Origin of the sequence: Microbacterium sp. bgisy189, assembly GCF_965345345.1 — a bacterium.
Classification (GTDB): Bacteria; Actinomycetota; Actinomycetes; order Actinomycetales; family Microbacteriaceae; genus Microbacterium.
Window position 1 is genome coordinate 163499 of record NZ_CBDRMZ010000005.1, and the last position, 25100, is coordinate 188598.

General features: G+C 67.5%; 25 protein-coding genes. 10 read left to right on the forward strand and 15 right to left on the reverse strand.

Going from position 1 to position 25100, the window contains the following annotated elements; genetic code table 11:
* The first annotated feature begins 25 nt into the window (after positions 1 to 25).
* From ACSF8R_RS08825 to sufU, 4 genes are read left to right on the forward strand one after another with little or no spacing between them, the layout of a single operon-like run.
* The gene (locus ACSF8R_RS08825; protein ID WP_434811496.1) at positions 26 to 1252 is read left to right on the forward strand and encodes an amidohydrolase; all 1227 of its coding nucleotides are present in this window, start codon (positions 26 to 28) and stop codon (positions 1250 to 1252) included.
* A gap of 36 nt (positions 1253 to 1288) precedes the next feature.
* Entirely contained in the window at positions 1289 to 2029 is a 741-nt protein-coding gene (locus tag ACSF8R_RS08830) for a hypothetical protein (protein WP_434811497.1), read from the forward strand.
* A gap of 52 nt (positions 2030 to 2081) precedes the next feature.
* Positions 2082 to 3395 carry an aminotransferase class V-fold PLP-dependent enzyme gene (locus ACSF8R_RS08835; RefSeq protein ID WP_434811498.1) on the forward strand — a complete coding sequence of 438 codons (1314 nt, stop codon included), beginning with the start codon at positions 2082 to 2084 and terminating at the stop codon, positions 3393 to 3395.
* On the forward strand, positions 3392 to 3853 hold the full coding sequence (sufU, locus tag ACSF8R_RS08840) for a Fe-S cluster assembly sulfur transfer protein SufU (RefSeq protein WP_434811499.1): 462 nt from the start codon (positions 3392 to 3394) through the stop codon (positions 3851 to 3853). The genes ACSF8R_RS08835 and sufU overlap by 4 nt, the downstream gene beginning before the upstream one ends.
* Positions 3854 to 3998: 145 nt before the next feature.
* Here the strand turns inward: sufU and ACSF8R_RS08845 are convergent, their stop codons facing one another.
* The 3 genes from ACSF8R_RS08845 to ACSF8R_RS08855 are packed head-to-tail and all read right to left on the reverse strand — an operon-like array spanning position 3999 to position 6338.
* Positions 3999 to 4964 (reverse strand): SRPBCC family protein, encoded by a 966-nt coding sequence (locus ACSF8R_RS08845; RefSeq protein WP_434811500.1) that lies wholly within the window; start codon positions 4962 to 4964, stop codon positions 3999 to 4001.
* Positions 4965 to 4993: 29 nt separating this feature from the next.
* Entirely contained in the window at positions 4994 to 5344 is a 351-nt protein-coding gene (locus ACSF8R_RS08850; RefSeq protein ID WP_434811501.1) for an ArsR/SmtB family transcription factor, read from the reverse strand.
* A 52-nt stretch (positions 5345 to 5396) separates the two neighbouring features.
* On the reverse strand, positions 5397 to 6338 hold the full coding sequence (locus ACSF8R_RS08855; protein ID WP_434811502.1) for a LysR family transcriptional regulator: 942 nt from the start codon (positions 6336 to 6338) through the stop codon (positions 5397 to 5399).
* A 119-nt stretch (positions 6339 to 6457) separates the two neighbouring features.
* Here ACSF8R_RS08855 and ACSF8R_RS08860 point away from each other — a divergent pair, with 119 nt between their 5' ends.
* Genes ACSF8R_RS08860 through ACSF8R_RS08870 form a run of 3 tightly spaced genes read left to right on the forward strand, consistent with a single transcriptional unit; the run spans position 6458 to position 9056 of the window.
* A complete protein-coding gene (locus tag ACSF8R_RS08860; protein ID WP_434811503.1) occupies positions 6458 to 7447 on the forward strand; it encodes a putative oxygenase MesX in 990 nt (329 codons plus the stop codon).
* A 17-nt stretch (positions 7448 to 7464) separates the two neighbouring features.
* Entirely contained in the window at positions 7465 to 8490 is a 1026-nt protein-coding gene (locus tag ACSF8R_RS08865; RefSeq protein WP_434811504.1) for a methionine synthase, read from the forward strand.
* Positions 8487 to 9056 carry a flavin reductase family protein gene (locus tag ACSF8R_RS08870; RefSeq protein WP_434811505.1) on the forward strand — a complete coding sequence of 190 codons (570 nt, stop codon included), beginning with the start codon at positions 8487 to 8489 and terminating at the stop codon, positions 9054 to 9056. Before ACSF8R_RS08865 ends, ACSF8R_RS08870 begins: the two co-directional genes overlap by 4 nt.
* A gap of 220 nt (positions 9057 to 9276) precedes the next feature.
* Here the strand turns inward: ACSF8R_RS08870 and ACSF8R_RS08875 are convergent, their stop codons facing one another.
* A complete protein-coding gene (locus ACSF8R_RS08875; RefSeq protein ID WP_434811506.1) occupies positions 9277 to 11469 on the reverse strand; it encodes an ATP-dependent DNA ligase in 2193 nt (730 codons plus the stop codon).
* 117 nt (positions 11470 to 11586) lie between these two features.
* On the opposite strand from ACSF8R_RS08875, the gene ACSF8R_RS08880 reads away from it, so the two are divergent.
* Positions 11587 to 11913: a hypothetical protein gene (locus tag ACSF8R_RS08880; protein ID WP_434811507.1), complete on the forward strand. Its 327-nt coding sequence runs from the start codon at positions 11587 to 11589 to the stop codon at positions 11911 to 11913.
* A gap of 9 nt (positions 11914 to 11922) precedes the next feature.
* On the opposite strand, the gene ACSF8R_RS08885 is transcribed toward ACSF8R_RS08880, so the two are convergent.
* The 5 genes from ACSF8R_RS08885 to ACSF8R_RS08905 form a co-directional block, all read right to left on the reverse strand.
* Positions 11923 to 12261, reverse strand: a complete 339-nt coding sequence (locus tag ACSF8R_RS08885; protein WP_434811508.1) for a TraR/DksA family transcriptional regulator — start codon at positions 12259 to 12261, stop codon at positions 11923 to 11925.
* Between the two features lie 37 nt (positions 12262 to 12298).
* Positions 12299 to 13132 carry an alpha/beta fold hydrolase gene (locus tag ACSF8R_RS08890; RefSeq protein ID WP_434811509.1) on the reverse strand — a complete coding sequence of 278 codons (834 nt, stop codon included), beginning with the start codon at positions 13130 to 13132 and terminating at the stop codon, positions 12299 to 12301.
* Between the two features lie 9 nt (positions 13133 to 13141).
* Complete coding sequence (locus tag ACSF8R_RS08895; protein ID WP_434811510.1) at positions 13142 to 13594, reverse strand: hypothetical protein; 453 nt, start codon at positions 13592 to 13594, stop codon at positions 13142 to 13144.
* Between the two features lie 188 nt (positions 13595 to 13782).
* Positions 13783 to 14661, reverse strand: coding sequence for an ABC transporter permease (locus tag ACSF8R_RS08900; RefSeq protein WP_434811511.1), 879 nt, complete (start codon positions 14659 to 14661; stop codon positions 13783 to 13785).
* Complete coding sequence (locus ACSF8R_RS08905) at positions 14658 to 15557, reverse strand: ATP-binding cassette domain-containing protein (RefSeq protein WP_434811512.1); 900 nt, start codon at positions 15555 to 15557, stop codon at positions 14658 to 14660. Before ACSF8R_RS08905 ends, ACSF8R_RS08900 begins: the two co-directional genes overlap by 4 nt.
* Positions 15558 to 15745: 188 nt before the next feature.
* Here ACSF8R_RS08905 and ACSF8R_RS08910 point away from each other — a divergent pair, with 188 nt between their 5' ends.
* A complete protein-coding gene (locus ACSF8R_RS08910) occupies positions 15746 to 19114 on the forward strand; it encodes a hypothetical protein (protein WP_434811513.1) in 3369 nt (1122 codons plus the stop codon).
* A gap of 21 nt (positions 19115 to 19135) precedes the next feature.
* Here the strand turns inward: ACSF8R_RS08910 and ACSF8R_RS08915 are convergent, their stop codons facing one another.
* Positions 19136 to 19363, reverse strand: coding sequence for a hypothetical protein (locus tag ACSF8R_RS08915; RefSeq protein WP_434811514.1), 228 nt, complete (start codon positions 19361 to 19363; stop codon positions 19136 to 19138).
* A 44-nt stretch (positions 19364 to 19407) separates the two neighbouring features.
* Positions 19408 to 19896, reverse strand: a complete 489-nt coding sequence (locus ACSF8R_RS08920) for an SRPBCC family protein (protein WP_434811515.1) — start codon at positions 19894 to 19896, stop codon at positions 19408 to 19410.
* A 75-nt stretch (positions 19897 to 19971) separates the two neighbouring features.
* Between ACSF8R_RS08920 and ACSF8R_RS08925 the strand changes: the two genes are divergently transcribed.
* A complete protein-coding gene (locus tag ACSF8R_RS08925) occupies positions 19972 to 20799 on the forward strand; it encodes a nitroreductase family protein (protein ID WP_434811516.1) in 828 nt (275 codons plus the stop codon).
* Between the two features lie 87 nt (positions 20800 to 20886).
* Here ACSF8R_RS08925 and ACSF8R_RS08930 read toward each other — a convergent pair whose 3' ends face one another.
* From ACSF8R_RS08930 to ACSF8R_RS08945, 4 genes are read right to left on the reverse strand one after another with little or no spacing between them, the layout of a single operon-like run.
* Positions 20887 to 21168 carry an STAS-like domain-containing protein gene (locus ACSF8R_RS08930; protein ID WP_434811517.1) on the reverse strand — a complete coding sequence of 94 codons (282 nt, stop codon included), beginning with the start codon at positions 21166 to 21168 and terminating at the stop codon, positions 20887 to 20889.
* Positions 21165 to 22118 carry an ATP-binding protein gene (locus ACSF8R_RS08935; protein WP_434811518.1) on the reverse strand — a complete coding sequence of 318 codons (954 nt, stop codon included), beginning with the start codon at positions 22116 to 22118 and terminating at the stop codon, positions 21165 to 21167. The genes ACSF8R_RS08930 and ACSF8R_RS08935 overlap by 4 nt, the downstream gene beginning before the upstream one ends.
* On the reverse strand, positions 22115 to 23146 hold the full coding sequence (locus ACSF8R_RS08940) for a DNA cytosine methyltransferase (RefSeq protein WP_434811519.1): 1032 nt from the start codon (positions 23144 to 23146) through the stop codon (positions 22115 to 22117). Before ACSF8R_RS08940 ends, ACSF8R_RS08935 begins: the two co-directional genes overlap by 4 nt.
* Entirely contained in the window at positions 23143 to 25065 is a 1923-nt protein-coding gene (locus ACSF8R_RS08945) for an ATP-binding protein (RefSeq protein WP_434811520.1), read from the reverse strand. Before ACSF8R_RS08945 ends, ACSF8R_RS08940 begins: the two co-directional genes overlap by 4 nt.
* Positions 25066 to 25100 lie beyond the last annotated feature (35 nt).

The window sequence follows — 25100 nt, forward strand, 5'->3', positions numbered from 1 at the left end:
GGGGCACCCGCGTAGGCTCTGACGCATGACCGAGCGCCACCCGATCGACCTCGAAGCCCTCTACATCGACCTGCACCGTCACCCGGAGCTGTCGTTCCAAGAGACCCGCACGGCGGGCGTCATCACGCGTGAGCTCGCGGCGCTGGGACTCGAGTTCGAAGAGGGCATCGGCAAGACCGGTGTCGCGACGACGATCCGCAACGGCAACGGTCCCGTCGTGTGGCTGCGCGCCGACATGGATGCCCTGCCCGTCGAAGAAGACACCGGCCTCGCCTACGCCAGCACCGCGCGCGGCACCGACCCGGCCGGCACCGATGTGCCCGTCATGCACGCGTGCGGCCACGACATGCACGTGACCGCGCTGCTGGGCGCGCTCGAGAAGCTGCTCGCGACGCGTGAGGAGTGGTCGGGCACCGTCGTGGCCGTCTTCCAGCCGGCCGAGGAGTACGGCGCGGGTTCACAGGCGATGATCGCCGACGGTGTGCTCGACCGGTTCCCGAAGCCCGACGTCGTGCTCGGCCAGCACCTCACACCGCTGCCCGCGGGCGTCATCGGGGTGCGCCCGGGCACGCAGATGGCGGCATCCGACGGGCTCAGCGTGCGGCTGCTCGGTCGCGGCGGGCACGGTTCGCGCCCCCACGCGACGATCGACCCGGTCGTCATGGCCGCGGCGACCGTCATGCGCCTGCAGACGGTGGTCTCGCGCGAGGTCGACCCGCGTGAGATGGCGGTCGTCACCGTCGGCTCGATCCACGCTGGGCTGAAGAACAACATCATCCCCGCCGAGGCGAAGCTCGAGCTGAGTCTGCGGTACCCGAACGACGATGCGCGCGCCGACGTCATGGCGCGGGTCGAGCGGATCGTGCGGGCGGAGGCCGCGGCATCCGGTGCCGAGGAGGAGCCGGTCATCTCGATCGACCACACACTGCCGCCGACGATCAACGACCACGACGCCACCGCGCGCCTGACCGCGGCGTTCGACAACGCGTTCGGGGCGGGCACGGTCATCGACCCGGGCATGTTCACCGGCAGTGAAGACGTCTCGTGGTTCGCGCGCGAGTCGGGCGTGCCGCTCGTGTTCTGGTTCTGGGGCGGGGTCGACCCGCAGACGTACGCGGATGCCGAGGCTGCCGGTCGCATCGCCCAAGACATTCCGACGAACCACTCCCCGCTCTTCGCGCCCGTGCTGCACCCCACGATCGAGCGGGGCGTCGATGCGTTGGTCGTCGCGGCGACCGAGTTCCTGGACTAGCACGGCGCACCCAGCCGCATCGGGGAGACTGGATGCATGGCCCCCGCACGTGCGCAACGCTCCACCATCGTTCTGGCGGTGATCGCGGGTGTGCTCGCGGTCGCCGTGATCGTCACCATGATCATCGCGATGAACCGCGGCGGGTCGAGCACTCCGGCATCCGAGCAGACGACGACCGGCGAGGCGCCCGTCGAGACCACCGAGACGGCGCCGAGCGACGACGCCTCGACGCCGCCTGCCGAGACCGACGGGGCGCGCATCGAGGTGTCGGGCACCGGCTTCACGCTGACGGATGCCGCGGGCTCCGAGGTGTATGAGCACGATTGGGCGGCCGAGGCGCAGCCTGCGATCGATGCGCTGAGTGAGGCGTTCGGCAGCGAACCGACCGAGGACTTCCTCGAGGGAGACGCCGAGAACTGGGCCTACGACATCTACGACTGGAACGGCTTCCGGCTCTATGACGTACGGCTGGGCGAGGGCAACCGGCCACGCGACGAGATCCCCGCCCCGACCTATGTCGACTACACAGCGAACACGGTCGGCGAGGTCACGATCGCCGACGAGTTCGGCATCGAGATCGGCATGAGTGTCGCCGACGCGCAGGCGCTCGGACCGGATGCTGAAGACACCGCCGACGGCAGCCACACGCAGCTCGTGTTCGGCACCGACCGCGGCACGTTCTGGAACGACGGGGTGCGCACCTTCAGCGCGTTCGCGAAGGCGAGCGCCGACGCGGTGACGGGCGTGACCTACACGTTCTACCAGGGCGAGCGCTGACCCCGGGGGTCACACCGGGCCCTGGCCGTCACGGGCGGCGTAGCCTAGAGGGGTGACTTCCCCCGGCCTGACCGATACCGCAGCGCCCGCACCCGTGCGGGTGTTCGATGCCGCCGCGTTGCGGGAGGATTTTCCGATCCTGCAGACCGAGGTGAACGGCCACCCGCTCGTGTATCTCGACTCTGGTGCGACGAGCCAGAAGCCGCGGCAGGTGTTGCAGGCCGAGTACGACTTCCTCACCCACCAGAATGCGGCCGTGCACCGCGGTGCGCACACGCTCGCGGCCGAGGCGACCGACCTGTTCGAGGACGCCCGTGAGGCCGTCGCCGGGTTCGTCGGTGCCGCCCCCGAGCAGCTCGCCTGGACGAGCGGCGCCACGGCGGGCCTCAACCTCGTCGCGTATTCGATCGGCAATGCGACGCTCGGACGCGGCGGTGAGGCGGCATCCCGCTTCGCCCTCAAGCCGGGCGACGAGATCGTCGTGACCGAGAGCGAGCACCACGCGAACCTCATCCCGTGGCAAGAGCTCGCGGCGCGCACGGGCGCCGCGCTGCGGCACATCCCGCTGCACGACGACGGGCAGCTCGATCTCGATGCCGCGTCATCCCTCATCGGCGCCCGCACCCGCGTCGTCGCCTTCACACACGTGTCGAACGTGCTCGGCATCATCAACCCGGTCGCCGAGCTCGTCGCACTCGCCCGCGAGGCGGGCGCCCTGACGGTGATGGATGCCTGCCAGTCGGCGCCGCACCTGCCGCTGGACCTGCCGGCATCGGGCGTCGACCTCGCCGTCTTCAGCGGCCACAAGATGCTCGGCCCGTACGGCGTCGGCGGGCTCTATGGTCGCGCCGAGGTGCTCGACGCGCTGCCGCCGTTCCTCACCGGCGGGTCGATGATCACGACGGTCACGCTCGACGAGGCAGGTTACCTGCCCGCGCCGCAGAAGTTCGAGGCCGGCACGCAGCCGGTCGGCCCCGCGATCGGCCTGGCCGCGGCGGTCCGCTACCTGCAAGATGCCGGTGTGGATGCCGTGCACGCGCACGAGGCCCGGCTTGCCGAGCGCATGCGCGACGGGCTGCGCGAGATCCCCGGCATCCGTCTGCTCGGCGACGCCGAGGTTGTGGAGCGCGTCGGCCTGTGGTCGTTCGACGTCAAAGGTGTGCACGCGCACGACGCCGGGCAGTACCTGGATGCGCTCGGCATCGCGGTGCGCGTCGGCCACCACTGCGCGAAGCCGCTGCACCAGCGGTTCGGCATCACCGCGTCGGTGCGCGCCTCGACCGCCCTGTACAACACCGATGCCGACGTCGACGCGTTCCTCGATGGCGTCCGCGGCATCCGTCCCTACTTCGGAGCAGACGCATGAACGGGCTCGATTCGCTCTACCAGGAGCTCATCCTCGACCACTCCAAGCACCCGCGCGGCAAGGGCATCGCCGACGAGCCGGGCCGGGTCGCGAGTTCGCACCAGCACAACCCGATGTGCGGCGACGACGTGACCCTGCAGGTGCATGTCTCGGACGACGGCGCGCGCCTCATCGACGTGACGTGGGACGGCACCGGCTGCTCGATCTCGCAGGCGTCGGCATCCATGCTCGCCGCGCTCGTCGAAGAGGATGCCGGGGATGCCGGCCTTCCCCGCGAGCAGGTCGATGCGCTCATCGAAGGGTTCCGCGAGGCGCTGCGCTCGCGCGGCAAGATCCCGCTCGACGAAGAGACCTACGCCGACGCGACCGCGCTGTCGGGGGTTTCGAAGTTCTCAGCGCGGGTGAAGTGCGCCATGCTCGCGTGGGTCGCGCTCGAGGATGCCATCGCCCGCGCCTGAGACTGGCCCGCTGAGGCGATTCGCACACTCGCCGCGGCATCCCCTCATCGCCGAGCCCTCACAGTTGACGCGAACCCTCACACTCCTGCGTCGAAAACTCTGAGGGTTCGAGCAGAGTGTGAGGGTTCGCGGGGGATGCCGCAGGTCAGACGGCGGCGAGCACACCCTCCAAACGGGCGTAGCTGGTCTCCATGCCGTCGGTCATGCCGGTGGCTAGGATCATGTCGCGCAGCTCGAGGCTCGGGTACTCGATGAGAAGCGTGAGCAGGGTCGCACCGTCCTCTTCGTAGAGCTGCAGGTCGTTGATCGTGCCCTCGCCCTCCATCCCGATCATCTTCTCGGTCGTCACCGAGCGCCGCGGCGCCTCGCTGATGAGCGTCTCCCCCTCGAACCCGAAACGGGTGGATTCGTCGTCGCCCTGCTGCCACACGTAGCGGTAGGTGTCGCCGACTTCGCACTCGACCATCTGCCAGCCGTCGGGGCCGAGCAGCCATTGCTTGAGCAGTTCGGGCTCCTGGTGCGCGCGCCAGACGAGGTCCTGCGGACCTTCGATGAGCCGGGTGATGCGCACGTGGGTGTCGTCGAGGATCTCGGTGCGGGTGCCCTTGCCCTGCGCGTAGTCGCGCAGGTCGTGCAGCACGGCATCCAGCTGGTCCATCGCCATGCGCGAGCCTTCGACGGCGCCCATGTCGATCGCCTGCTGCAGCCCTTCGAGCGAGGCGAACGTCGTGACGTTGGTCATGCGCGCGCCGGTGTCGGTCGCGGTGAATGCGTACGTCATGCGCATGGTCGGGAAGCCATCGAAGACGGTGCCCTCGGCATCCGTGAAGTTGTCGAGCACTTCGAAGCCGTTGCCCTCGTCGATCGAGAGGAACTCCCACGCCCCGTACGAGGCCTCACCTTTCGGGCTGGTCATGTGGTACTTCGCGCGGCCGCCGACCGTGAAGTCGAAGTCGGTGAAGGTGGCCGGCCACCCGGGAGGGCCCCAGAAGCGCTCGAGCTGGCGGGGCTGCGTGAACGCGCGCCACAGCCGGTCGACGGATGCGTCGACGTCGGCGACGAGCGTCATCGTGAGGTTCTCGGTGTCGGTGGTGATGTCGGTGACAGGCATTGCTCTCTCCTTGGGTGACTTCGTATGGGTCAGTGCTCGGGCTCGGCGAGGAACGCGTCGAGCCGGTCGATGCGTGCGCGCCAGAGGTCTTCGTAGCGCGACAGCAGGGCGCGGGCGCGGGCGATCATGACGGGATCCGCTCGGACAAGCCGCTCCCGGCCCTCGGCGCGCTTGACGATGAGGTGTGCGGCTTCGAGCACGGCCACGTGCTTCTGCACCGCGGCGAACGACATGTCGTAGTCAGCGGCGAGCGCCGAGACGGACTGCTCGCGCTCGATCGTGCGACGCAGGATGTCACGGCGGGTCGCCGCCGCGAGTGCATGGAACAGGCGGTCGGTCTCATCGTCGGTCAGCTCCGGGCTGGAATCTTGTACAACCATTTGGTTGTACGTTAAGGCAGTGGATGCCGGGTGTCAAGAGGTCTTCACAACCTCAGTCGAGCAGCTGCACTCCGAAGCCGGAGACGACGGCGCGCACCTCTGACAGGTAGCGGTGGGCCTGGTCGGTGAGCGGGATGGCGGTGTGGTCGATCCAGCCGATCTCGATGCGCTCTTCGACCTGGAGCGGGATCGCGACGATCTCGGGGTCGAGTTCGTCGCTGATGATGCCGGTCGAGATCGTGTAGCCGTCGAGGCCGATCATGAGGTTGAAGATCGTGGCGCGGTCGGACACGCGGATGTCCTGCCGGCTCGAGCGGGTCGAGAGGATCTCTTCGGCGAAGTAGAAGGAGTTGTTCGCACCCTGGTCGAACGTGAGGCGCGGCAGGTCGGCGAGGTCGTCGAGCGTCACCCGCTCCCGCTTCGCGAGCGGGTTGGTGCGCGAGATGAAGATGTGCGGGTCGGCGAGGAACAGCGGGTGGAAGGCGAGCCCCGAGTCGCGCAGCAGCTTGTCGATCACCTTCCGGTTGAAGTCGTTGCGATAGAGGATGCCGATTTCACTGCGCAGCGTGCGGACGTCTTCGATGATGTCCCACGTGCGGGTCTCGCGGAGCGAGAATTCGTACTCCGCGGCATCCGAGGCCTTCACCATGCGCACGAAGGCGTCGACGGCGAACGAGTAGTGCTGCGTCGAGACGCCGAGCAGACGGCGGGAGGGCGGGCGGTCGAGGTAGCGCTGCTCGAGCAGTTCGACCTGCTCGACGACCTGGCGGGCGTAGCCGAGGAACTCGGCACCCTCGTCGGTGAGGGTCACGCCGCGCGCGGAGCGGACGAGCAGCGGCCGGCCCACGCGCGACTCGAGGTCTTTCATCGCGGCCGACATGGTCGGCTGCGCGACGTAGAGCAGGTCGGCCGCGCCCGAGATCGACCCCTCGGCCGCGACCTCGATGAAGTAGCGCAGCTGCAGCAGCGTCATCCCGCCCGATCGTTGAGCCATAGGCAAACCCTATATGAGCGCATAGTCAGCGCAAGTTACCCGATAACCGCCTTGCGGCGTCACCATTGATGCATCCCCCTTCTGCGGCCGACCCCGGCCCACCCGACCGGATGACGAGCATGGCCCACGACTTCAGCTTCCGCTTCACGACGACACGCTTCGACGAGGACTACACCCCCTCCGACGACTCGCGCGTCACGACGAACTTCGCGAACCTGGCCCGCGGTGAGCACCGTCAGCAGAACCTGCGCAACACGCTCGCGATGATCGAGAACCGGTTCAACGACCTCGCAGGCTGGGACAACCCGACTCGCGACCGCTACGCCGTCGAACTCGAGATCGTCTCGGTGCATCTTGACTTCACCGCCGACGGTGAAGCGCAGAGCTTTCCGCTGCTCGAAGTGCTCGACACCTCGATCGTCGACCGCCGCACGGGTGCCCGCCACCACGGCATCGTCGGCAACAACTTCTCGTCGTACGTCCGCGACTACGACTTCAGCATCGTGCTCCCCTCGCTCAGCAACAGCGGATCGTCGCACCTGCCCGACGACTTCGGCCTGCTGCACGGCCGCCTGTTCGAACAGTTCCTGGCATCCGACGCGTACCGCGAGCGCTTCACGCAGACACCGGTCATCTGCATCAGCGTCTCGACGAGCAAGACCTACCGTCGCACCACGAACGTGCACCCCGTGCTGGGCGTCGAGTACGAGCAGGACGCGTTCTCGCTGACCGACGAGTACTTCGCCAAGATGGGCCTGCAGGTGCGGTACTTCATGCCGCGCGGCAGTGTCGCGCCGCTCGCGTTCTACTTCCGCGGCGACCTGCTGAGCGACTACTCGAACCTGCAGCTGATCAGCACGATCAGCACGATGGAGACGTTCCAGAAGATCTACCGCCCCGAGATCTACAACGCGAACTCGGCCGCAGCCGACATCTACCGGCCGACCCTCGAGTCGCTGGACTTCTCGCGCACGCAGATCGACTACGACCGCGAAGAGCGCAGCCGACTCGGCGTCACGCAGGGCAAGTACACCGACGAGCACTTCATGACGCCGCACAACGACGCGCTCGAGCAGTGGCTCGCCGGCGCGCTCGCCCCGGTCGGCTGAGCGCGGAGGATCACGACATGAGCACCCTCCTTCCGACCTCGATCGTCGGCAGCCTGCCCAAGCCGTCGTGGCTCGCCGAGCCCGAAACCCTGTGGTCACCGTGGAAGCTCGAAGGCGACGCGCTCGTCGAGGGCAAGCAGGATGCGCTGCGCATCGCCGTGCAGGAGCAGACGCGCCGCGGCATCGACATCGTCAGCGACGGCGAGCAGACCCGTCAGCACTTCGTCACGACCTTCATCGAGCACCTGAGCGGTGTCGATTTCGAACGGCGCGAGACGGTCCGTATCCGCGACCGCTACGACGCGAGCGTGCCCACGGTCGTCGGCGCGGTCGGCCGCGAGCGGCCCGTGTTCGTCGACGACGCGAAGTTCTTGCGGCAGAGCACCGACCGCCCGATCAAGTGGGCACTGCCCGGCCCCATGACGATGATCGACACGCTCTACGACGCCCACTACAAGAGCCGCGAGAAGCTGGCGTGGGAGTTCGCCGGCATCCTCAACCAGGAGGCGCGCGAGCTCGAAGCCGCCGGCGTCGACATCATCCAGTTCGACGAGCCCGCGTTCAACGTCTTCTTCGACGAGCTGAAGGACTGGGGTGTCGCGACGCTGGAGCGTGCGGCCGAGGGTCTGCGCGCCGAGACCGTCGTGCACATCTGCTACGGCTACGGCATCAAGGCGAACACCGACTGGAAGGCCACGCTCGGTTCGCAGTGGCGGCAGTACGAGGAGTCGTTCCCGCTGCTGCAGCGCTCGACCATCGACACCGTCTCGCTCGAGAGCCAGCACTCGCACGTGCCCATGGACCTCATCGAGATCCTGCGCGGCAAGAACGTCATGCTCGGCGCGATCGACGTCGCGAACGAGACCGTCGAGACGCCCGAAGAGGTCGCCGATGTGCTGCGCAACGCACTCGCCTTCGTCGACGCCGACAAGCTCATCCCCAGCACGAACTGCGGCATGGCGCCGTTCCCGCGGGATGTCGCCCTCGCCAAGCTCAGCGCCCTCAGCGCCGGGGCACGCATCGTCCGCGAGGAGTTGGCGTGAGCACGCCCGACACCGCCACCAAGGGACTCGAGCCCAAGCACGGCTTCGCGTCGTCGCTGTCACCGGACGAGTTCAAGTCGCTGTTCCGCGGCCACCCCGGCGGGGTCGCGGTCATCACGGCGGATACCGGCGATGGCCCGGTCGCACTGACGGCCACGTCGGTATCGTCGGTGAGCGCCGAACCGCCGCTGTTGATCTTCTCGATCTCGGCGATGTCCTCGGCATCCGCCGTGCTCTCGCGCGCCGAGACCGTCGTCGTGCACCTGCTCGACGCACACGACCTCGACGTCGCGAAGCTCGGCGCGACGGGTGGCGCCGACCGGTTCGCGCAGACGCACACCTGGTCGCGGCTGGTCACCGGTGAGCCGGTCTACCGCGACGTTCGCGCGTGGGTCCGCTGCGCCGTGATCGACCGCATGGATGCCGGCACCTCGACCGTCATCGCCGCCCACGCGCTGCAGTCGCACATTGAGCGGGACGCGCACCCGGGCGCCTCCGGCGATGCGCTGGTCTATCACAACCGCACCTGGCATCGCCTCGGCGAGCACTCCCGCATCGACGACTGAGGCGTGTCCGCCCCGCGCCGGGCGATCTCTCCCCCGCGTCGTGCGTGACTCCCCCCGTCGCGCGGAACTCCCCCGCGTCGTGCGGAACTCCTGAGTTTTCGACAGCGCATGCCCGCCGAGCCCCGGAATCCCGGCCCTGCCTGGCGCCGGCACGACCAAAAGTCAGGAGTTACGCACGGCAACACGCGCTCACCCGGCGACCCGCGATCGCGGTCGTGACTCAACCCCCGGCGCCGAGCACGTCGTCGAGATCGTAGGAGACGGGTTCGTCGAGCTGCTCGTACGTGCAGTCGCGGGGGTCCTTGTCGTCGCGCCACCGGTTGAACTGGGCGGTGTGGCGGAACCGGGTGCCCTCCATGTGGTCGTAGCGCACCTCGACCACACGCTCCGGGCGGAGCGGGGTGAACGACAGGTCCTTGTTCGCGTTCCAGCGGGAGTACGCGGATGAGGTGGGGGTGCGGGGAAAGCTCTGGTCGCGGTTGTCGGCGGTCTGATCGGCGGTCGCCTCGTCGCCCTCGCCCGCCCACGACCACGGATGGCCCTCGAATCCGGTGACCAGCGGCTGCAGTTCTTGGAACAGTTCCTCACGGCGCTGCATGCTGAACGCCCCGATCACCCCGACCGACTGCAGGGTGCCGTCTTCGGCGTAGAGGCCGAGCAGCAGCGACCCGATCTTGTCGTCACCGGACTTGTGGGTGCGGTAGCCGGCGACCACACAGTCGGCGGTGCGCTCGTGCTTGATCTTGTACATCGCGCGCTTGTCTTCGAGGTAGAGCAGGTCGGCGGGCTTGGCCATGACGCCGTCGAGCCCGGCGCCCTCGAACTGCTCGAACCAGCGGCGGGCTTCGTCGCGGTCCTGCGTCGCCGGAGTGAGGTGGATCGGCGCTTTCGCGCCCGCGAGCAGCTTCTCCAGTTCGGCCCGCCGTTCGGCGTACGGCCGCTCGGTCCAGTTCGTCTCACCGTGGGCCAGCAGGTCGAACGCCACGAAACTCGCCGGGGTCTCGGCCGCGAGCTTCTTGACGCGGCTCGCGGCGGGGTGGATGCGCTGCTGCAGCAGCTCGAAGTTCAACCGATCACCGGACTCGGGGTCGACGAGCACGATCTCGCCGTCAATCACCGTGTGGTCGGGGAAGTTCGCGATGATCGCCTCGACGAGCTCGGGGAAGTAGCGGGTCATCGGCCGTTCGTTGCGCGAGCCGATCTCGACCTGGTCGCCCGAGCGCCAGATGAGCGAGCGGAAGCCGTCCCACTTCGGCTCGAACCACATGTCGCCCTTGGGAAAGTCCTTCACCGACCTGGCGAGCATCGGCCCGTACGGCGGCACGATCGGGGTGCCCCAGTGCGCGTCTCGGTCGGCCTTCGGCGCGAGGTATTCCTCGTCGTCGCGGTCCTTGCGGCGCTTCGACGGCTGCACGCGGGGCGGCTCGCCGGGCATCTTCGGGTAGTCGGGCGGAAAGTTCAGTTCGCCGAGCCCGCGCTCGACCTGCTCGTCCCACAGCGCGAGCGCGGGGGCGAGCGCGCCGACGTGGTCGTCGATCGTGGACCATGCGTCGCCGCGGTCGGCGAGGATGCCGGGAACTGTCCGCACGGTGAAATCTCCCGGCTTGCAGTCGCGCAGCTCGTCCCACGTGACCGGGAACGACACCGGCGCACCGGGCAGCGGCCGCGGCGAGTACGCGCCGGCGAGGGTCCGGTCGCGGCAGGACTGGTTGAAGTCGACGAACACCCGCTCGCCGCGTTCTTCCTTCCACCAGGATGCGGTGACCAGGTCGGGCAGGCGGCGTTCCAGTTCGCGGGCGATGCCGATGACGCCGTGGCGCACGTCGAGGAACTCGTGGTCGGGCGCGATGCGGCAGAACACGTGTACGCCGCGGTTGCCACTGGTCTTCACGAACGGCACGTAGCCGAGCTCCTCCAGCAGCTCCTTCAACGCGAAGGCGGCTTCAACCGAGTCGGCGAAGTCGCGGCCCGGCTGCGGGTCGAGGTCGATACGCAGTTCGTCGGGGTTGTCGAGGTTCGCGGTGCGCACCGGCCACGGGTGATACGTGATGGTGCCCATCTGCGCCATCCACACGAGCCCCGCGGTGTCGTCGATGACGAGCTGCTCGTGGCGGCGACGGCTCGGGTAGGTGCACGTCACCCGCCGCATCCACGACGGCGCACCGGCAGGCGGGCGCTTGGAGAAGAACTCGTCGCCGCCGACGCCGTCCGAGAACCGCTGGAGGGTGATCGGCCGGTCGCCAATGGCGCGGAGGGCGCCGTCCGAGACGCTCACGAGATATTCGGCGAGTTCGAGCTTGGTGACGGGTGCGGCACCGTCCATGAGCTCGGACGACCACATCTCGCGGTCGGGCGAACTGACCTTCACCTGTCGCGTCTCGCCGTCGGGGGTCTCGAACTCCATGACGCTCATGGGGTGACACTATCTGGGGCGGGTGCTCGACACGAGGATGCCGGTGGCACTTACCGCCCGGCCGAAGCGTCGTCAACCCCGTCGCGGCGCGCGGATCGCGAGGGCAGGGTGGACACCATGAACACCGACGCCAGCGGCACCGCGAACGAGCCCGACGAGCCCGCAGAGCCGGAAGAGACGACCGGGTCGGCCGGATCGGCCGAGTCGGCCGAACCCGACGAACCCGCCGAGCCGACGACCGAGCAGCTCGACGCGCCGAGTACGGAGAAGGATCCGGGCGAAGAGCCTGCCGCTCCGGCACCGGAGTCCAAGCCGGGCGAGGAAGTGCCGAACCATCAGGCGGTCGGCATCGGCGTCGTCGGTGGGCCGCTCGTCGAGCCGGATCAGCCGTTCGAGCCGATCGACGCAGACGATCCAGAGAGCGACCGCAGTCGCGACACCTGACGCGCCAGGTCAGGTGCGTGACGCGCAGGCGACGCACATCGTCGCCGACGGCACCGCTTCGAGGCGTGCCGCGGGGATGGGTTCGCCGCAGCCGGTGCATACGCCGTAGGTGCCGTTGACCACGCGTGCGCGGGCGGCGCGCACCTGGTCGAGCTCGACTCGGGTGGCCGCGCGGACGGCTTCGACGCGTTGCCATTCGCTCGACAGCGTCACGCCTTCGGGATCGTGTTCGTCGTCGGCCGTCGCGTCGGCGCGGTCGTGGCGCAGGTCGGCGTCGTCGGCGTCGAGGCGTTCGAGCAACTCGATGAGCGCCTGCTCGCGCTGCGCCAGCGACTCGTCCGCGTCCATGCCGTGACCCTACGCCCGGTCGCCGACAGTCGCGAGGTCACGCGTCGCCGAGTCCCCGCATCCACCCGGGCAGCGCGTCGAGGACCGCGACGTGGCCCGACCCGTCCGTGATGGTCAGCGTCGCGGAAGGCAGGGCGGCGGCGAGCCGTTCGGCGTGGTGGGCGGGAATGATCCGGTCGGCCGCCCCCTGGAACAGATGCACCGGCGCGGTCACTGCGACGAGGTCGACGCCCCACGGTGCGACGAAGGCGAGGTCGTCGTCGATCTCACCGGCATCCGACCCGGCGGTACCGGCAGCGCCGGCGTCTTGTCCGATCGCGCCCCACGCGCCTTCGAGCGCCGCCCAGTCGGCGGGCGTGAACATCGCGGGGTCGAACCCGGCCGCCTGCTGATGCTGTTCGCGCGCGGCGCGCCCGAGGGATGCCGGGCGAAGTCCGCCCCCGTCGCCGTGCATGCCCGCGAACCAGTCGTCGGTCCCGTCGAAGGGCGCCGGTGACGCGAACGTCGCGACGCCGCGGACGCGGTTGCCGTGCAGGGCCGCGAGGGCGAGGGCGTGCGGGCCGCCGCCGGAGTAGCCGGCCGTCCAGTACCCGTCGACCCCGAGGCGGTCGAGGGTCTCGCCGACGTCGCGCGCGGCATCCGCGACCGATCGTCCGGACCACGCGGGCACCCCGGCGAAACCGGGGCGCGTCACGGCGACCAGGGCGATGCCCAGGTCGGCGGCGAGCGCCGCGATCGGGGCGGGGTGGGCGCCGGTGTGCGGGGTGCCGTAGTGCATGACGAGGACGGGCGCGTCTGCGGTGTCGGAGCCGGCGCGGTGCACGCGGGCGGTCGCGCCGCGGGCGAGGGCGAGTTCGGTGACGTCAGGCATGGTGCCGTCTCACTGCTCGTCGTCGCGAGGTTCGAGCACGAGTGCCGCGGCGCGCAGCGGCTCGGGCAGCAGGAGTGCCGCGACCTCGGCCCGCTCGTCCTCTTCGGCTTCGGCCTCGTAGAGGTCGGTGAGCACGAACCGCACGAGGGCGGGCCAGTCGGCCCACCGCTCGAAGCGCTCTTCGGCTTCGGCGTTCCATTCTTCGAAGCTGCCGTCGGGCAGTGCGAAGACGGTCGAGGTCGCGCTGGACTGCCACAGCGGCAGCCACTCAGCCGTCCCGAACTCGCGCAGCGCGGTCATCGCGGCACCGGCCGGGTCGAGCCAGACCGATTCAAGCGAGAACTCGAGTGACGGGTGCACCTCTCCGCCGCCCTGCGTCGCGATCCGCGCCACCGGTTCAGGAAGTCCGCGGGCGACGATCGCCGCGGCGAGTTCAGGCTCAGTCCACGGTGCCTTGTCCATGGCGGCAGGGTAGCGCAGCGGTGCCGTGCGATCGTCAAGGTCAGCGGTGACCGCCGCCCGAAGGGCGTGTCACGGGCCGGTGAGCAGCGGCCGCGCGGGTCCGATCCACGCTCGAAGGAGGAGCACGACCGCGGTGCCCGTGAGCACGCCGTCAAGGAGCCCCGCCGGCAGCATGAAGATCATCAGGATCAGCGGATCCGGCGAGCGAGCTGCCACGCACCGAGGGCGGTGAACACGGCGAAGACCCCGAAGAGGACGGCGATGGCGAAGCCCGATGTGACCTCGAAGTCTCCAACGTGCGCCGAGATGCCGTAGAACGCCTCGATCGCATCGGATGCCTGAGTCTGGCCGTCGGCGAGCGCGGCGAGTGGTTGCGCGGTCATCGGCCCGCGGATGAGCATCGCGGACTGGGCGAACGGCAGGGCGTTCATCACGTTGACGATGCCGTCGGGGAGCGTGCCTGCCGGAATGTACGCACCGGCGAGGAAGCCGATGATCGTGCCGACGACCGTCGACAGCGCGGCGAAGGAGCCGGAGCTGCGCAAGAACGTGACGACGAAGCTCGACAGGGCGGCGAACGCGAGGCTCGAGATCGCCACGTATCCGATGGTTGTTGCCGTCTCTTCGACGGTCATCAGGGCGTCGCCCTGGATCAAGAGGTACAGCTGCCCGATCGCGACGATGACCAACGTCATCGTGAACGAGATCACGAAGCTCGACAGCAGGTAACCGAGGATCAACTCGGGTCGGCGGATCGGCGAGACGATGAAGTCGCTGAACCGGCCACTCGCCTTGTCGTCGACGAACACGGCGAGCGCCGCGAGCGCCGTGGTCAGCGTCGAGATCATGGTGATCCCGGCGAAGACCCACGTGTTCACGAACCACTGGATATCGCCCTCGCTGGCATTCGGCAGCTGTTGGGTCAGGTTGTCGACTTGGAGGCCGCCGAGGAACAGTGCGTAGAGGCCGATGAGAATGAGCGCCGACAGCAGCGAGAAGAACACGCCCGCGCGGTCACGGAAGAAGAGGCGGAGGTTTCGCCCGGTGAGAATCGCGACCGACCTCATGCGATCTGCCCTCCCGTCACGTTCAGGAAGACGTCATCCATGGTGCCGTGGCGGAACTCGAAGTCGTCGATCGTCAGCCGGTTGAGCAACTCCTTGGCGTGCGCTGCGGACTGCACGGGGATGCGGACGACGTCACCATCCGCCTCAGCATCGAGCCCCAGGGTGCGGCACTCCTCGACGAGCGCGGTCTGGTCGGCACCGCGCACCGAGAGCACGCTGCTGCTGTAGCGGGATCGGAGTGCTGTCGGGGTGCCCGCGGCGACGATCTCGCCCTTCGCGATGATGCACACCTCGTCGGCGCGTTCCGTCTCTTCCATGTAGTGCGTCGTGAGGAACACGGTGGTCCCGTGGTCGGCGCGGAGCTGCCCGATTGCAGACCAGATCTGCTCACGCGACTGCGGGTCGAGTCCCGAGGTCGGCTCGTCGAGGAACACGACCTTCGGGTGGTGAAGAATCGCTCGCGCGATGTCTGCCCGTCGCTTCTGGCCGCCCGAGAGCGTGCCGTAGCGGCGGTCGAGGAACTCTTCGAGCGCGACGAGGGTCGACAGCTCGGCGATGCGCTGTGCAGCCTGGCGCCGGGTCAGGCCGTAGAACCCTGCCCGCACAGCGAGGTTCTCGCGAACCGTGAGCAGCGGATCCAGCAGCGACTGCTGGAATACCGCGCCGATGATGCGGCGGACCGTGTTCGCCTCTTTCACGACGTCGTGTCCTTGAACGCGGATCGTTCCGGATGTCGGGCTCAGCGTCGTCGTGATGCATCCGATGGTCGTGCTCTTGCCAGCACCGTTCGCGCCGAGAAAGGCGAACAGCGAGCCGGTGGGCACGCTCAGCGACAGATCTCGGACGGCTTCGAAAGAGCCGTAGCGCTTCTTCAGGCGCTCAATGTGGACAGACACGACGACCCCCCAGCCGTGAAACGACGATCACTCAACACCGTGAGCAACCCGCCGTCGCGTCGCCTTCGGATCCTTCCGTTGAGCACGGTACACGACCCGGCGCTCGCGGATCGATGTATTTCGCCGCGACCCGAAGCCCTCCTCTCCTGTGATCGCGCACGGCTGCGCGGCTGTCTGGGGGAGACACCATGATCACCACGTTGCTCACCGAATCCGGCATCGTCGGCATGCACGTCGACGATGTGCGGTCGCTGATCTGGCTCGTCAGGGATGACGGGGTCGTGCTGACGACCGACCTGTCCGGAAACGCCGAGAAGTATCAGCAGCTCGCGGGTACGCCCGTCGACATCGCCGGAGCGAAGACGGCGCTCGCCGTCGCGCTCGACGACGGGTCGACGTGGACGATCGATCCGGATGATCCGGTGAACCCGGCCGTGCACGTCGCGACGTTCTCGGCGGCGCCGACGCAGCTGGTCGTCAGCCCGTCGGGCAAGACGATCCTCGGCGCGGTGGGCGGTGCCGGCGAACGAATCGCGGTCACGAGCGGCGCCGTCACACCGTACGCGCTGCCGGCCGGCACCACGGGTGTCGCGCTGCTGACCTCGGCAGTCGTGGCCGCGACGAACGACCCGGTCACAGCGAAATCGCGACTGCGGCGACTCGGCGGCTTTTGGCTCGGCCCGGCATCCGCTCCCGTCGCAGCGCTCGGGCGGGCGGGGTCCTCGGTCGACGGCACGGTTGCGTTCGGCGCGTCGCCGGCGACCAACACGGTCGTCGCGTGGGAGCCTGCGACCGCCACAACGACCACGGGGGATGCCGCCGCGCTGCCGGGCACTGTCATCGAGGTGCAGGGGCTCGCAGACGGCCGCATCGTCGTGCTCACCGACCAAGTGCTCGCGATCGTCGACACCCTCGCCGACCTGACCGTCAGCGTTCCGCCGTCGATCGTCGAGCCTTCGCATCCACTGTTCGTCGCGTCGTGGGTGCGGCTCGAGTACGACTTCGGCACGACCGGCCTGACCGCCGCCGACGTGACCTTCACCGTGCCCGACGGACCGGATGCCGGCATCGTCTCGCACACGCGTGAGAACGGTTCGGGCGAACCGACCCCGATCCTCGTTGCCGGCGGACGGCTCGGCACGTACAAGGTCGTCATGGTCGAGACGGCCACCGGTACCGACCTGGCCACGGCGGAGTTCACCGTCACGAACGACTGGGATGACGCAGACACCGGACCGTCGCGCATGATCACCGGGGTTTCGGGCGACTTCTCGGGCGACTCGGGTTGGGGCGGCGGCCCGTCGACGCCGCAGAACCTTGGCGACCTCACGCGCACCGGAGACTGGAACGTGCTGGTGATGCTCGTCGACACGAGCACCGCCCGCTGGCCTGCCGCAACCCTCGCGCAGAGCCGCACCGACGCGCTCGACCACGCGATCGACGGGTTCAACGTGAGCGGCACCGACCGGTCGGCGAAGCTCTACTACGACGAGACCTCGTCGAACCAGTTGACCCTCGTGCCCTACAACAACACGACGTTCGGCCCCGTCCAGATGCCGAACGGGTGGGGCAGCTACTTTGCTCAGAAGACGGATGCCATGGGCAACGTCACCGATACGCGCTGGGCGCCGAAGGACTCGTCCTGGCAGGCGTTCCTCACGCAGGCGATCAATGACGGCGTCGTCACCACCGCCGACCTGCAGGCCGTGGACTCGGTGGTCTTCATCCCGTTCTCGCCCGACGCGAATCCGACCGCCGGCGACCGGTTCGCGTGGCCGTACGGCGCAATCGGCAAGCAGAGCATGCTGCTCGGCACCAACGTGATGACCGACCAGGGTCTCATCGCGTGCGTGCAGGTGCCGCTCGACTTCTTCACGCACGACGGCCGGCACGCGCACACGACCCTCAGCCACGAACTCGGACACAACCTGGGTCTGCTCGATGTGTACGACACCCCCGACTACAGCGCCGAGGTCTCGGGGCGCATCACGTCTGACTGGGAGATGATGGCGGGCTCGCGCAACACGCTGCCGCACTACTCGATCTCTAACAAGATGCGCATGGGGTGGGTGCCGGCGAGCCAGTTGCGGCTGTTCAACTTCTCCGGCGCGGGCGGGGTCGACGAGACGGTGACGCTGCACGCGGCCGAACTCGGCAGCCCGCCGGCCGGGCGGGTGCGAGGTGTCGAGATCCGGCTCGGCGACGGGTGGAACACGTACCTGGAGTACCGCTCCGAGCAGGCCGGGTTCATCTCCGACGACGTGCCCACCGACCGACGGGTCGTGCTGACGGATGTCACGAGCGACAGCTTCTCGCCGCCCGTGCAGCGGCCGAGCATCCTGTTCGTGCCGAACGACCTCGACGGCGACGGCCGCATCCTCGGTGTCGGCAGCGACTTCACCGCGACCGACCCGGGCACCGGGTTCGAACTCGAGGTGTCGGTGGTCTCAACCGATGAAGACAACGCCGTCGTGCGGGTTCGGTACGGCTCGAACGGGCGGCCCGACCTCGGCATCCGCCCGTGGGACAACGGTCCACGCTGGCAGAGTCCCGACATCGAGGTGCGCAACGACAAGAACGCGGCCGACCCGTCGCTGTTCAACGTGCCGTGGGCGGGCAGGCCGAACACGATCGTGGCGAAGATCACGAACTCGGGCGATTTTCCGGCGACGGGGGCGCGGGCGGAGTTCTTCGTCACCGAATACTCCGCCGGCGACGGGCCGTGGGTGCCGCTGGGCAGCGTGACGAGGAACGTCGCGGCCGGTGCGACCGAGGAGTTCAGCGTCGGGTGGAACCCGTCGGCCGATGAGTCGATGCACTACTGCGTCATCGTGCGCATCGCGCCATACGAAGACCCGGGCAACCCGGCGATCGAAGACACGAACATCTACAACCAGGAGGCGCGCAGCAACTACACGCGGTTCATCTCGGCGAGCGCGTCGCCGTCGAGCCGGGTGGGGACATCGGTGCTGCTGTCGAACCCGTACGGCGAGACCACGACGGTCACGGCGCGGGTGCGGCAGACGCATCCGCTGCACCGCACGTTCATCGACCACCAGTGGTTGACGGTCGAGCCGGGTGCGCCCCGGCCGATCATGGTGCTCGACGAGGCGCTGCTCGGTACGGCGGAATGGCCGTATGAGGTGAAGGACGAGCGCCGCTGGGCCAAGGTGCTGTGGGGCAAGCCGAACCTCGTGAGCGTCGAGGGGTGGGCGCGGGTGCCGCAGACCGACGACTGCATCGGCCGGGTGCCGACCGGCGGCGTGTGCATGTCGGTGCAGGCGGCGCGCGAGACCCGCACCGAGATCCTCGAAGCGGGGCCGAACTGGGTGCACGGCAAGGTCTCGTTCGTCGACACCGACGGACCCGTGCCCGATGGCGGCGTCGTGCTCATCGAACTCGGCGACGACAAGGGCACCTGGACGGTCACCACGACCACGAAGAGCGGCATGTTCCGCACGAAGTTCGAAGGCAAGGAGAAGGTGCGCTGGATGATCGCCCACTACCTCGGCGCGTTCGGCGCAGCGGCGAGCGAAAGCAAGCGCGTCGACGTGTGAGGTCGGGTTCGGGGGTGGGTGCTAGTCGGTCTCGTCCGTCGGCTCGGGCCGGCGTCGCACAATGACACGTGCGATCAACGCAGCACCACCGAGCAGGCAAAGCCAGGCAATTCCGAGTGCGACCGGCCCAAGCAACGGGTTCGGCGCAAGCCACGCCTGGATCGCGCTGGTGCCCTTGAAGAGCATCCACGCGAGGAAGACTCCGATCAGCGCACAGCCGCCGAGGATGAGGCCAAGGTTCTTTCCCACCATCCGAGGCTATCGAAGACCCCACCCGGGGAGGGAGACACGTCTCAGGTCGCTTCGCCACCGGCATCCCGCACGGATGCCAGCACGACCTCGTCGCGGCATCCGCGCGCGAATCCGGCGATGCGCCGGTCGATGTCGCGTTGCAGCACGCGGCGTCCGATCGCTTCAGCGAGGGGTGCGAGCCAGGTGGGACGGCAATGGAAGCTGTACTTCCAGGTCGCTTTCGTGCCGCCGTCGGTAGGGGCGAACCGCCAGCCGCCGGCGAGCTGCGAGAAGAACCACGGGCCGCGCACCATCTTCATGCCGACGTTCGTGGGCGGCGCGTAGGAGACGTATTCGCTGACCATGCCGAGCCCCCAGCGGTGGCGGGTGTAGGTCTGCACACCGACGGCGGGGTCGGTCGCGCCGCCGAGGAAGTATTGGCGGCGGATGAACGGATCCCACCGCAGCCGCACGTCGCCGGTCGTCTGCGCGACCGCGAACGCGGTGGTCGGGTCGACCGGCACGATCACGGTCGAGGTGACGTTCGGCATGGTGCGACCTTACGCCGCGCTACGCGATGTGACGGCGACGGGCCGCGGGTGCGTGCGCGTCTTTAGCCTGGAGGGGTGAGCACTCTCGACGTCAACGCCCTCCTCCGCCAGCGCTATGGTGCCGGGGCTCCCGTGTTGACCGATCCCGACATCGTCGCCTCCGACACGCTCGGTTTGCTGCTGCGGCATCGTTCGGTGCGCGCGTTCACGGGCGAGGAGGTTTCGGATGAGGTCATCACCGCGATCGTCGCCGCCGCGCAGTCGGCCGCGAGCTCGTCGAACAACCAGTCGTGGAGCGTCGTCGAGGTGCGCGACCGAGACCGCCTGCGCCGCCTGGTGACCGAGGCGGGCGCCAGCGCGTTCGTCAGTGAGGCGCCGGTGGTGCTGCTGTTCGTCGCCGACTGGGCGCGTGCCACCGAGATCGCCCGCTGGCACGACGAACCCGCGGATGCCGCGGCCTACCTCGAGAGCACACTCGTCGGATTCGTGGATGCCGGCATCGCCGCGCAGAGCGCCGTCGTCGCCGCCGAGTCACTCGGACTCGGCACCGTCTACCTCGGCTCGCTGCGCAACCACCCCGAGGTCGCCGCCGCCGAGATCGGCCTCCCTCAGGGTTCAGCCGTCGCCTTCGGTGTCGCGATCGGCTGGCCCGATCCAGCCGATACCGCCGGCATCAAGCCCCGCCTGCCGCAACGCGCCGTCCGCTCCCGCGAGCAGTACCAGCCCATCTCGCGCGACAACGTCGAGGCGTACGAGGCCGAACTCGCCGCGTACAACGCGTCGCAGGGACGAGCCGGAAACTGGACCCGCCAGGTCGTCGCGCGCGTGCGGGACATCGCCGGGCTGCACGGTCGCGAGAACGCCCGCGATGCGCTGGGGCGGCGGGGGTTGCCTTCGCGGTAGGGTGCTTCGTCATGTACTCCCGGACACGCGATGATCTCGAGCCGTCGCGTGCTGAGCGTTCACGCACCAGTCACGCTGCGGCGGACGCTACTCGACCCACTCTTGCGCGTAGGCAACAACGATCTCGATCACTGTTTGAATCTCCACGTTGCAGTTCTTGAACTCAATTTGGTCCAGGCAACTCGCGTCGCCTCTGACTACATCCGCGATCAACGCGTGGATGAAGGACTGCGTGGCGAGTCGCACATTGGCGAAATCGAGGATGACCTTCTCACCGCGCTCGACGCCCCGCCGAACGTAGGTCGTCCGGATGTACGCCGCTGCATCCTTATCACCTGCGAAAGGACCGGTTGACGCATAGATCTTCACGTGAAGCGAGCCTTCCGTGCTTGCTTCTTCCGCGCCGACACCCGCGCATGGTAGATCCCGCGTATCTGCTTGAACAGCTCTTCGTACTCACCGCTCAGGTTCAGCACGAGGTTTACCCCAACCACAGTTCCTTGAAGGGGAGCCGAGAGATCAAGCCACGTCGTCGTCGCTGTCTCAAGTGCCTCGGCAAGGTTGTCCGGTATTTCCTCTCTCTCCTCAATCCGCATCAGGCTGCCGTCAGACGCCATCACCAGCGACTGACCGGCGACCGCGCACATAGATCGCATAAAGAACAGCCCTGCGCCGCCATTAGTTTCGTTCCCACCGAACTGCTTGGTAGTTCCGCTGATGCCAGGTTGGAACGCCAGCGCAATGGCTTCACGGTCGGTCGGGGCAGCATGGAAGCGCCTAATTGTTTGCGGCACACCGACACCAGCGTCAGCGACACCGAGCCGCACGCGCCCATCTACAAGGTCCGCCGCGACGTATGCGCCTCCAGCCTGGCCTGCGTGCTCCAACACATTGCGAAGCAACTCCCAGAGTACGTAGGTGACCGCGCTCGCAGTCTTCGGCTCAGCGTGAAGTAGGGGCACGAAGTCCGTTACGAGCCGGTTGGCTTCCACGTTGCTCTCAACGCGCTGGACTGGAATAAACCGACCGGTCGGGTCAGGCATGAATTGCCGATTGTGGTCGTTGACACCCAGGTGCTCGGCAAGCCCCATTTCACGCAACCGACTCGGCAATGACGCCCCCTCGACCAAGGCCAGCCGTTCGCCTGATCTGGACAGTCGTGCGGCCTGCGCGGCTACGGCGCATAAGACCATGGGGTGAACGTCGATCGCAACGCCGTCTTCGAACTCAATCGCAGACGATCCAGTGAAGGTAGCGGTATGCGGGATCACGAGTTCGACATCGGTTAGCCCGACCGTCGCAGGGATGAGGATCGTCATACCTGAACCTCGTCTCGTGACGTCGCGATTAGAGTTGTCACGATTTGCGTCGCCATACGAACTGGGACAGCATTTCCGATCTGGCGCTCGATGAGCCCGCGCGTGCCGGCGAACTGGTACGTCGGTGGGAATGTCTGGATAGTCGCCGCTTCGCGCAACGTGATCGGGCGATTCAAGTCCGGATGGACGAATGGTCCGCAGGACGGCGTTGTGCACCTCGTCGTCATAGTGGGAGCGGCTTCATCCCACCGGAGTCGGCCATACGCGCCCCCTGCGTCGCGCGCGGACTTGAGCCTCCGGTGGCACTCAAGTTGCAATTCTCTCGGCAAGTCGAAGCGAGTACCCCCCACCGGTACCGCTTCGATCCGATCCTGAACAATCTGCGATACCCGGGGCACGGCCATGAGTGGATCATCTCCGACACCCTCATCCGCCATTTCCTCGAATGCGCTCCTGACGGTCGCGCGCGGCGAGTCAGGATCCCCGAGTGTCTCAGGCAGAGGGTGTCGACTGCCTCGAGTTGCGAGAAGGATGTATCGGCGCCGTCGTTGAGGAACGCCGAAATCTCGGGCATCAACAACGTAGTCTCGAACTGCGTATCCCAAACCATGAAGCGTCAACTTGAGTTCGCGGGACCTCGAGTCCCTGCCCAACCCGGGAACGTTCTCAATCATCACGTGGAGTGGACGGAGAGCGCGCACGAAACGAACCGTCTCGCGCACGAGCTCGTTCCTCGGGTCATCAGATGAAACTCGCCCTTCGGCGAGGGTGGAGAACCCTTGGCATGGGGGACACGCCTTCAACAGCGTTAGTTGCCTGGGGTTGAGTTTTAAGACACGCATCATCTCAGCAGCAGGCAGTTGACGGATGTCAGTCTCCCAAAGCGTGGTCTCTGGGTGGTTGAGACGGTATGTCTTTGCCGCAGTCGAATCAAACTCGACGGCACCGATTACGCGCAATCCGGCATCCCGAATACCTTGAGTCGCTCCCCCCGCGCCGGCAAAGAGGTCGATCGCCGATCCGTTCACCGGCCGCCCTCCCCCGCCAGCCGCTGTGTGGTGAAGGCCAACCAGTCTTCATGGCGCGCCAGAGAAGTCATCAGTGCATCTCGCCATGTCACACACCTCAGTCCGCCAATCGCGAGTCGCGGACCGGCAGTCGTCCCCGGCGCGAAGCTGGGTGCCACGAGCATTGCACGGAGGGTTGCCTCACCTACTCTCCGGAACGCACCATCCACCGCGGTGGCGAATTGCGACACATCCTCGTGGGTAGCGGCGCGGGTCGTGATAGGCCAAATCACAACCCAATCCTCCGCAACGGTCGTCGTAGGCTCGTGGAGCAGCAGTAGGCCCTCCATGTGTGCGAGCGTCGTGGCGGCGCCGGCCGAGGAGCGAAATGCGCTCCAGCGAGGATCCAGTAGCCACGGGTCAACTCTGACTCGTTCGGCGAGAAGGGACAGCACACCCGGATCGCTTGTGACATTCTTGGAGAGATTCCGCAGGGCTGAGATCCGAGCGCCCAGGATGGATACTACCCGCGCCGCGTCGACTCGCATTGTTCGGTCTACGAGGCGCCAGAAATCAGCGTCCAGCGAGGAATCAACCTCGGATATCTCTCGGGAGATCTCCCGCAGGCGAGCGTCCTCCCGAGTCGCAACCACGGCACGCATCACGTCCGCTAGTTGCTCCCCATCCACCTCAGGTAGCTTCGCGAGCCTACGCGCGACGGCGGTGAGGGCGCGCCTTTCCTGAGGCTCAACGCTGCTTAGGACCGCCCCCACTCTTTCATCCTTGTCAAGGGTCTCCTCCGCCTTCCGGCTGCGCAGTTCTTGGCGCGCGCGAAGCGCCCATGCCAGCCGCTTTTGGCCCCACCGCAGGAAGTCATCGAGGCGCGCGTCCTCAAGCTGCAGTTGGTCGCGGTTGCTCTGGATGAAGTCTGTGTCGATGTCATCACCGCTATCGATCCAGTCAGCTTTGACCTCGCCCACCAAGTACTCCAGGCCCAGCTGAGCAGTAGTTCCTTGTGATCGTTCGAATTTGAACGGTCGCTGAGCCATCTTGTCGCGGGCCAGAACACTGACGCCCTGCTGCTCGCTCTCGGTCAGCGGCTTCGCTGTGAATCCGATCCACCACGAAACATGGTCGCCGGATGCGAGCTGCTCATGCGCCCATCCCTGCTCATCGATCTCAAGGTCTTCTGGATTGAAGTCCGCAGGGAGTCGGTACTCCAGGGGAATAGCGAACCGCTGCAGCGGCCGCCCGTTTATCCACACCGCCATGTCTCTTAGCGCGAATCGTCTCGACATCGATGTCATGAATGAGTCTTCGGAGATCTTGCGCTTCACACGCAGACCCGTGAGCCGAACCCTCGTGCCGGACGCGAGGCTCGCTCCATCAGGAGACACCAGTGGCGCGGGCGAGCTAACTGGGTCAACAAAATAGTCCCGATCGGGGCTAAGCCGGCGCAGTTCGTCGTAGTCGAGCCCAAACGAGGTGGTTTCGCCATCGCGGATAGTGGTGCATTCGAGGTAGCTGGCAGTGCCGAACGCCGCAAGCTTGCCGATGCCCTTTCGTCCATGGACTGGCCGGCCACCTTCCGACAAATCGCCGTTCGCCGTGAGCCTCCGCTTACGGCCAACAACGAGGTATGTCGCCTGCGCTGCAGCTCGGGTCATCCCGTGCCCGTCGTCCAGTACAACGATCTCCGCTGACCGCCCGGACCAATCCTCGTCGAAGGGGACACTGACCCAGACGTTCTTCGCATCGGCGTCCCAGGCATTGCTGATCAACTCAGCAACTGTCGCTGTCACCGACGGATAGAGCTGCGCACCGAGTTGTTCGACCAGTGAGCCCCCGAACTTCATTACCAGCGGCCGCTCGACTCCGGTCGGCGCTTCTAGCCCTAACGCTGCTCGTTGGTAGTCACCGTCGATGCTGTCCCCGCTCACTTGCCGCCTTCCGCTAGATGCGACGGGGAGATCTC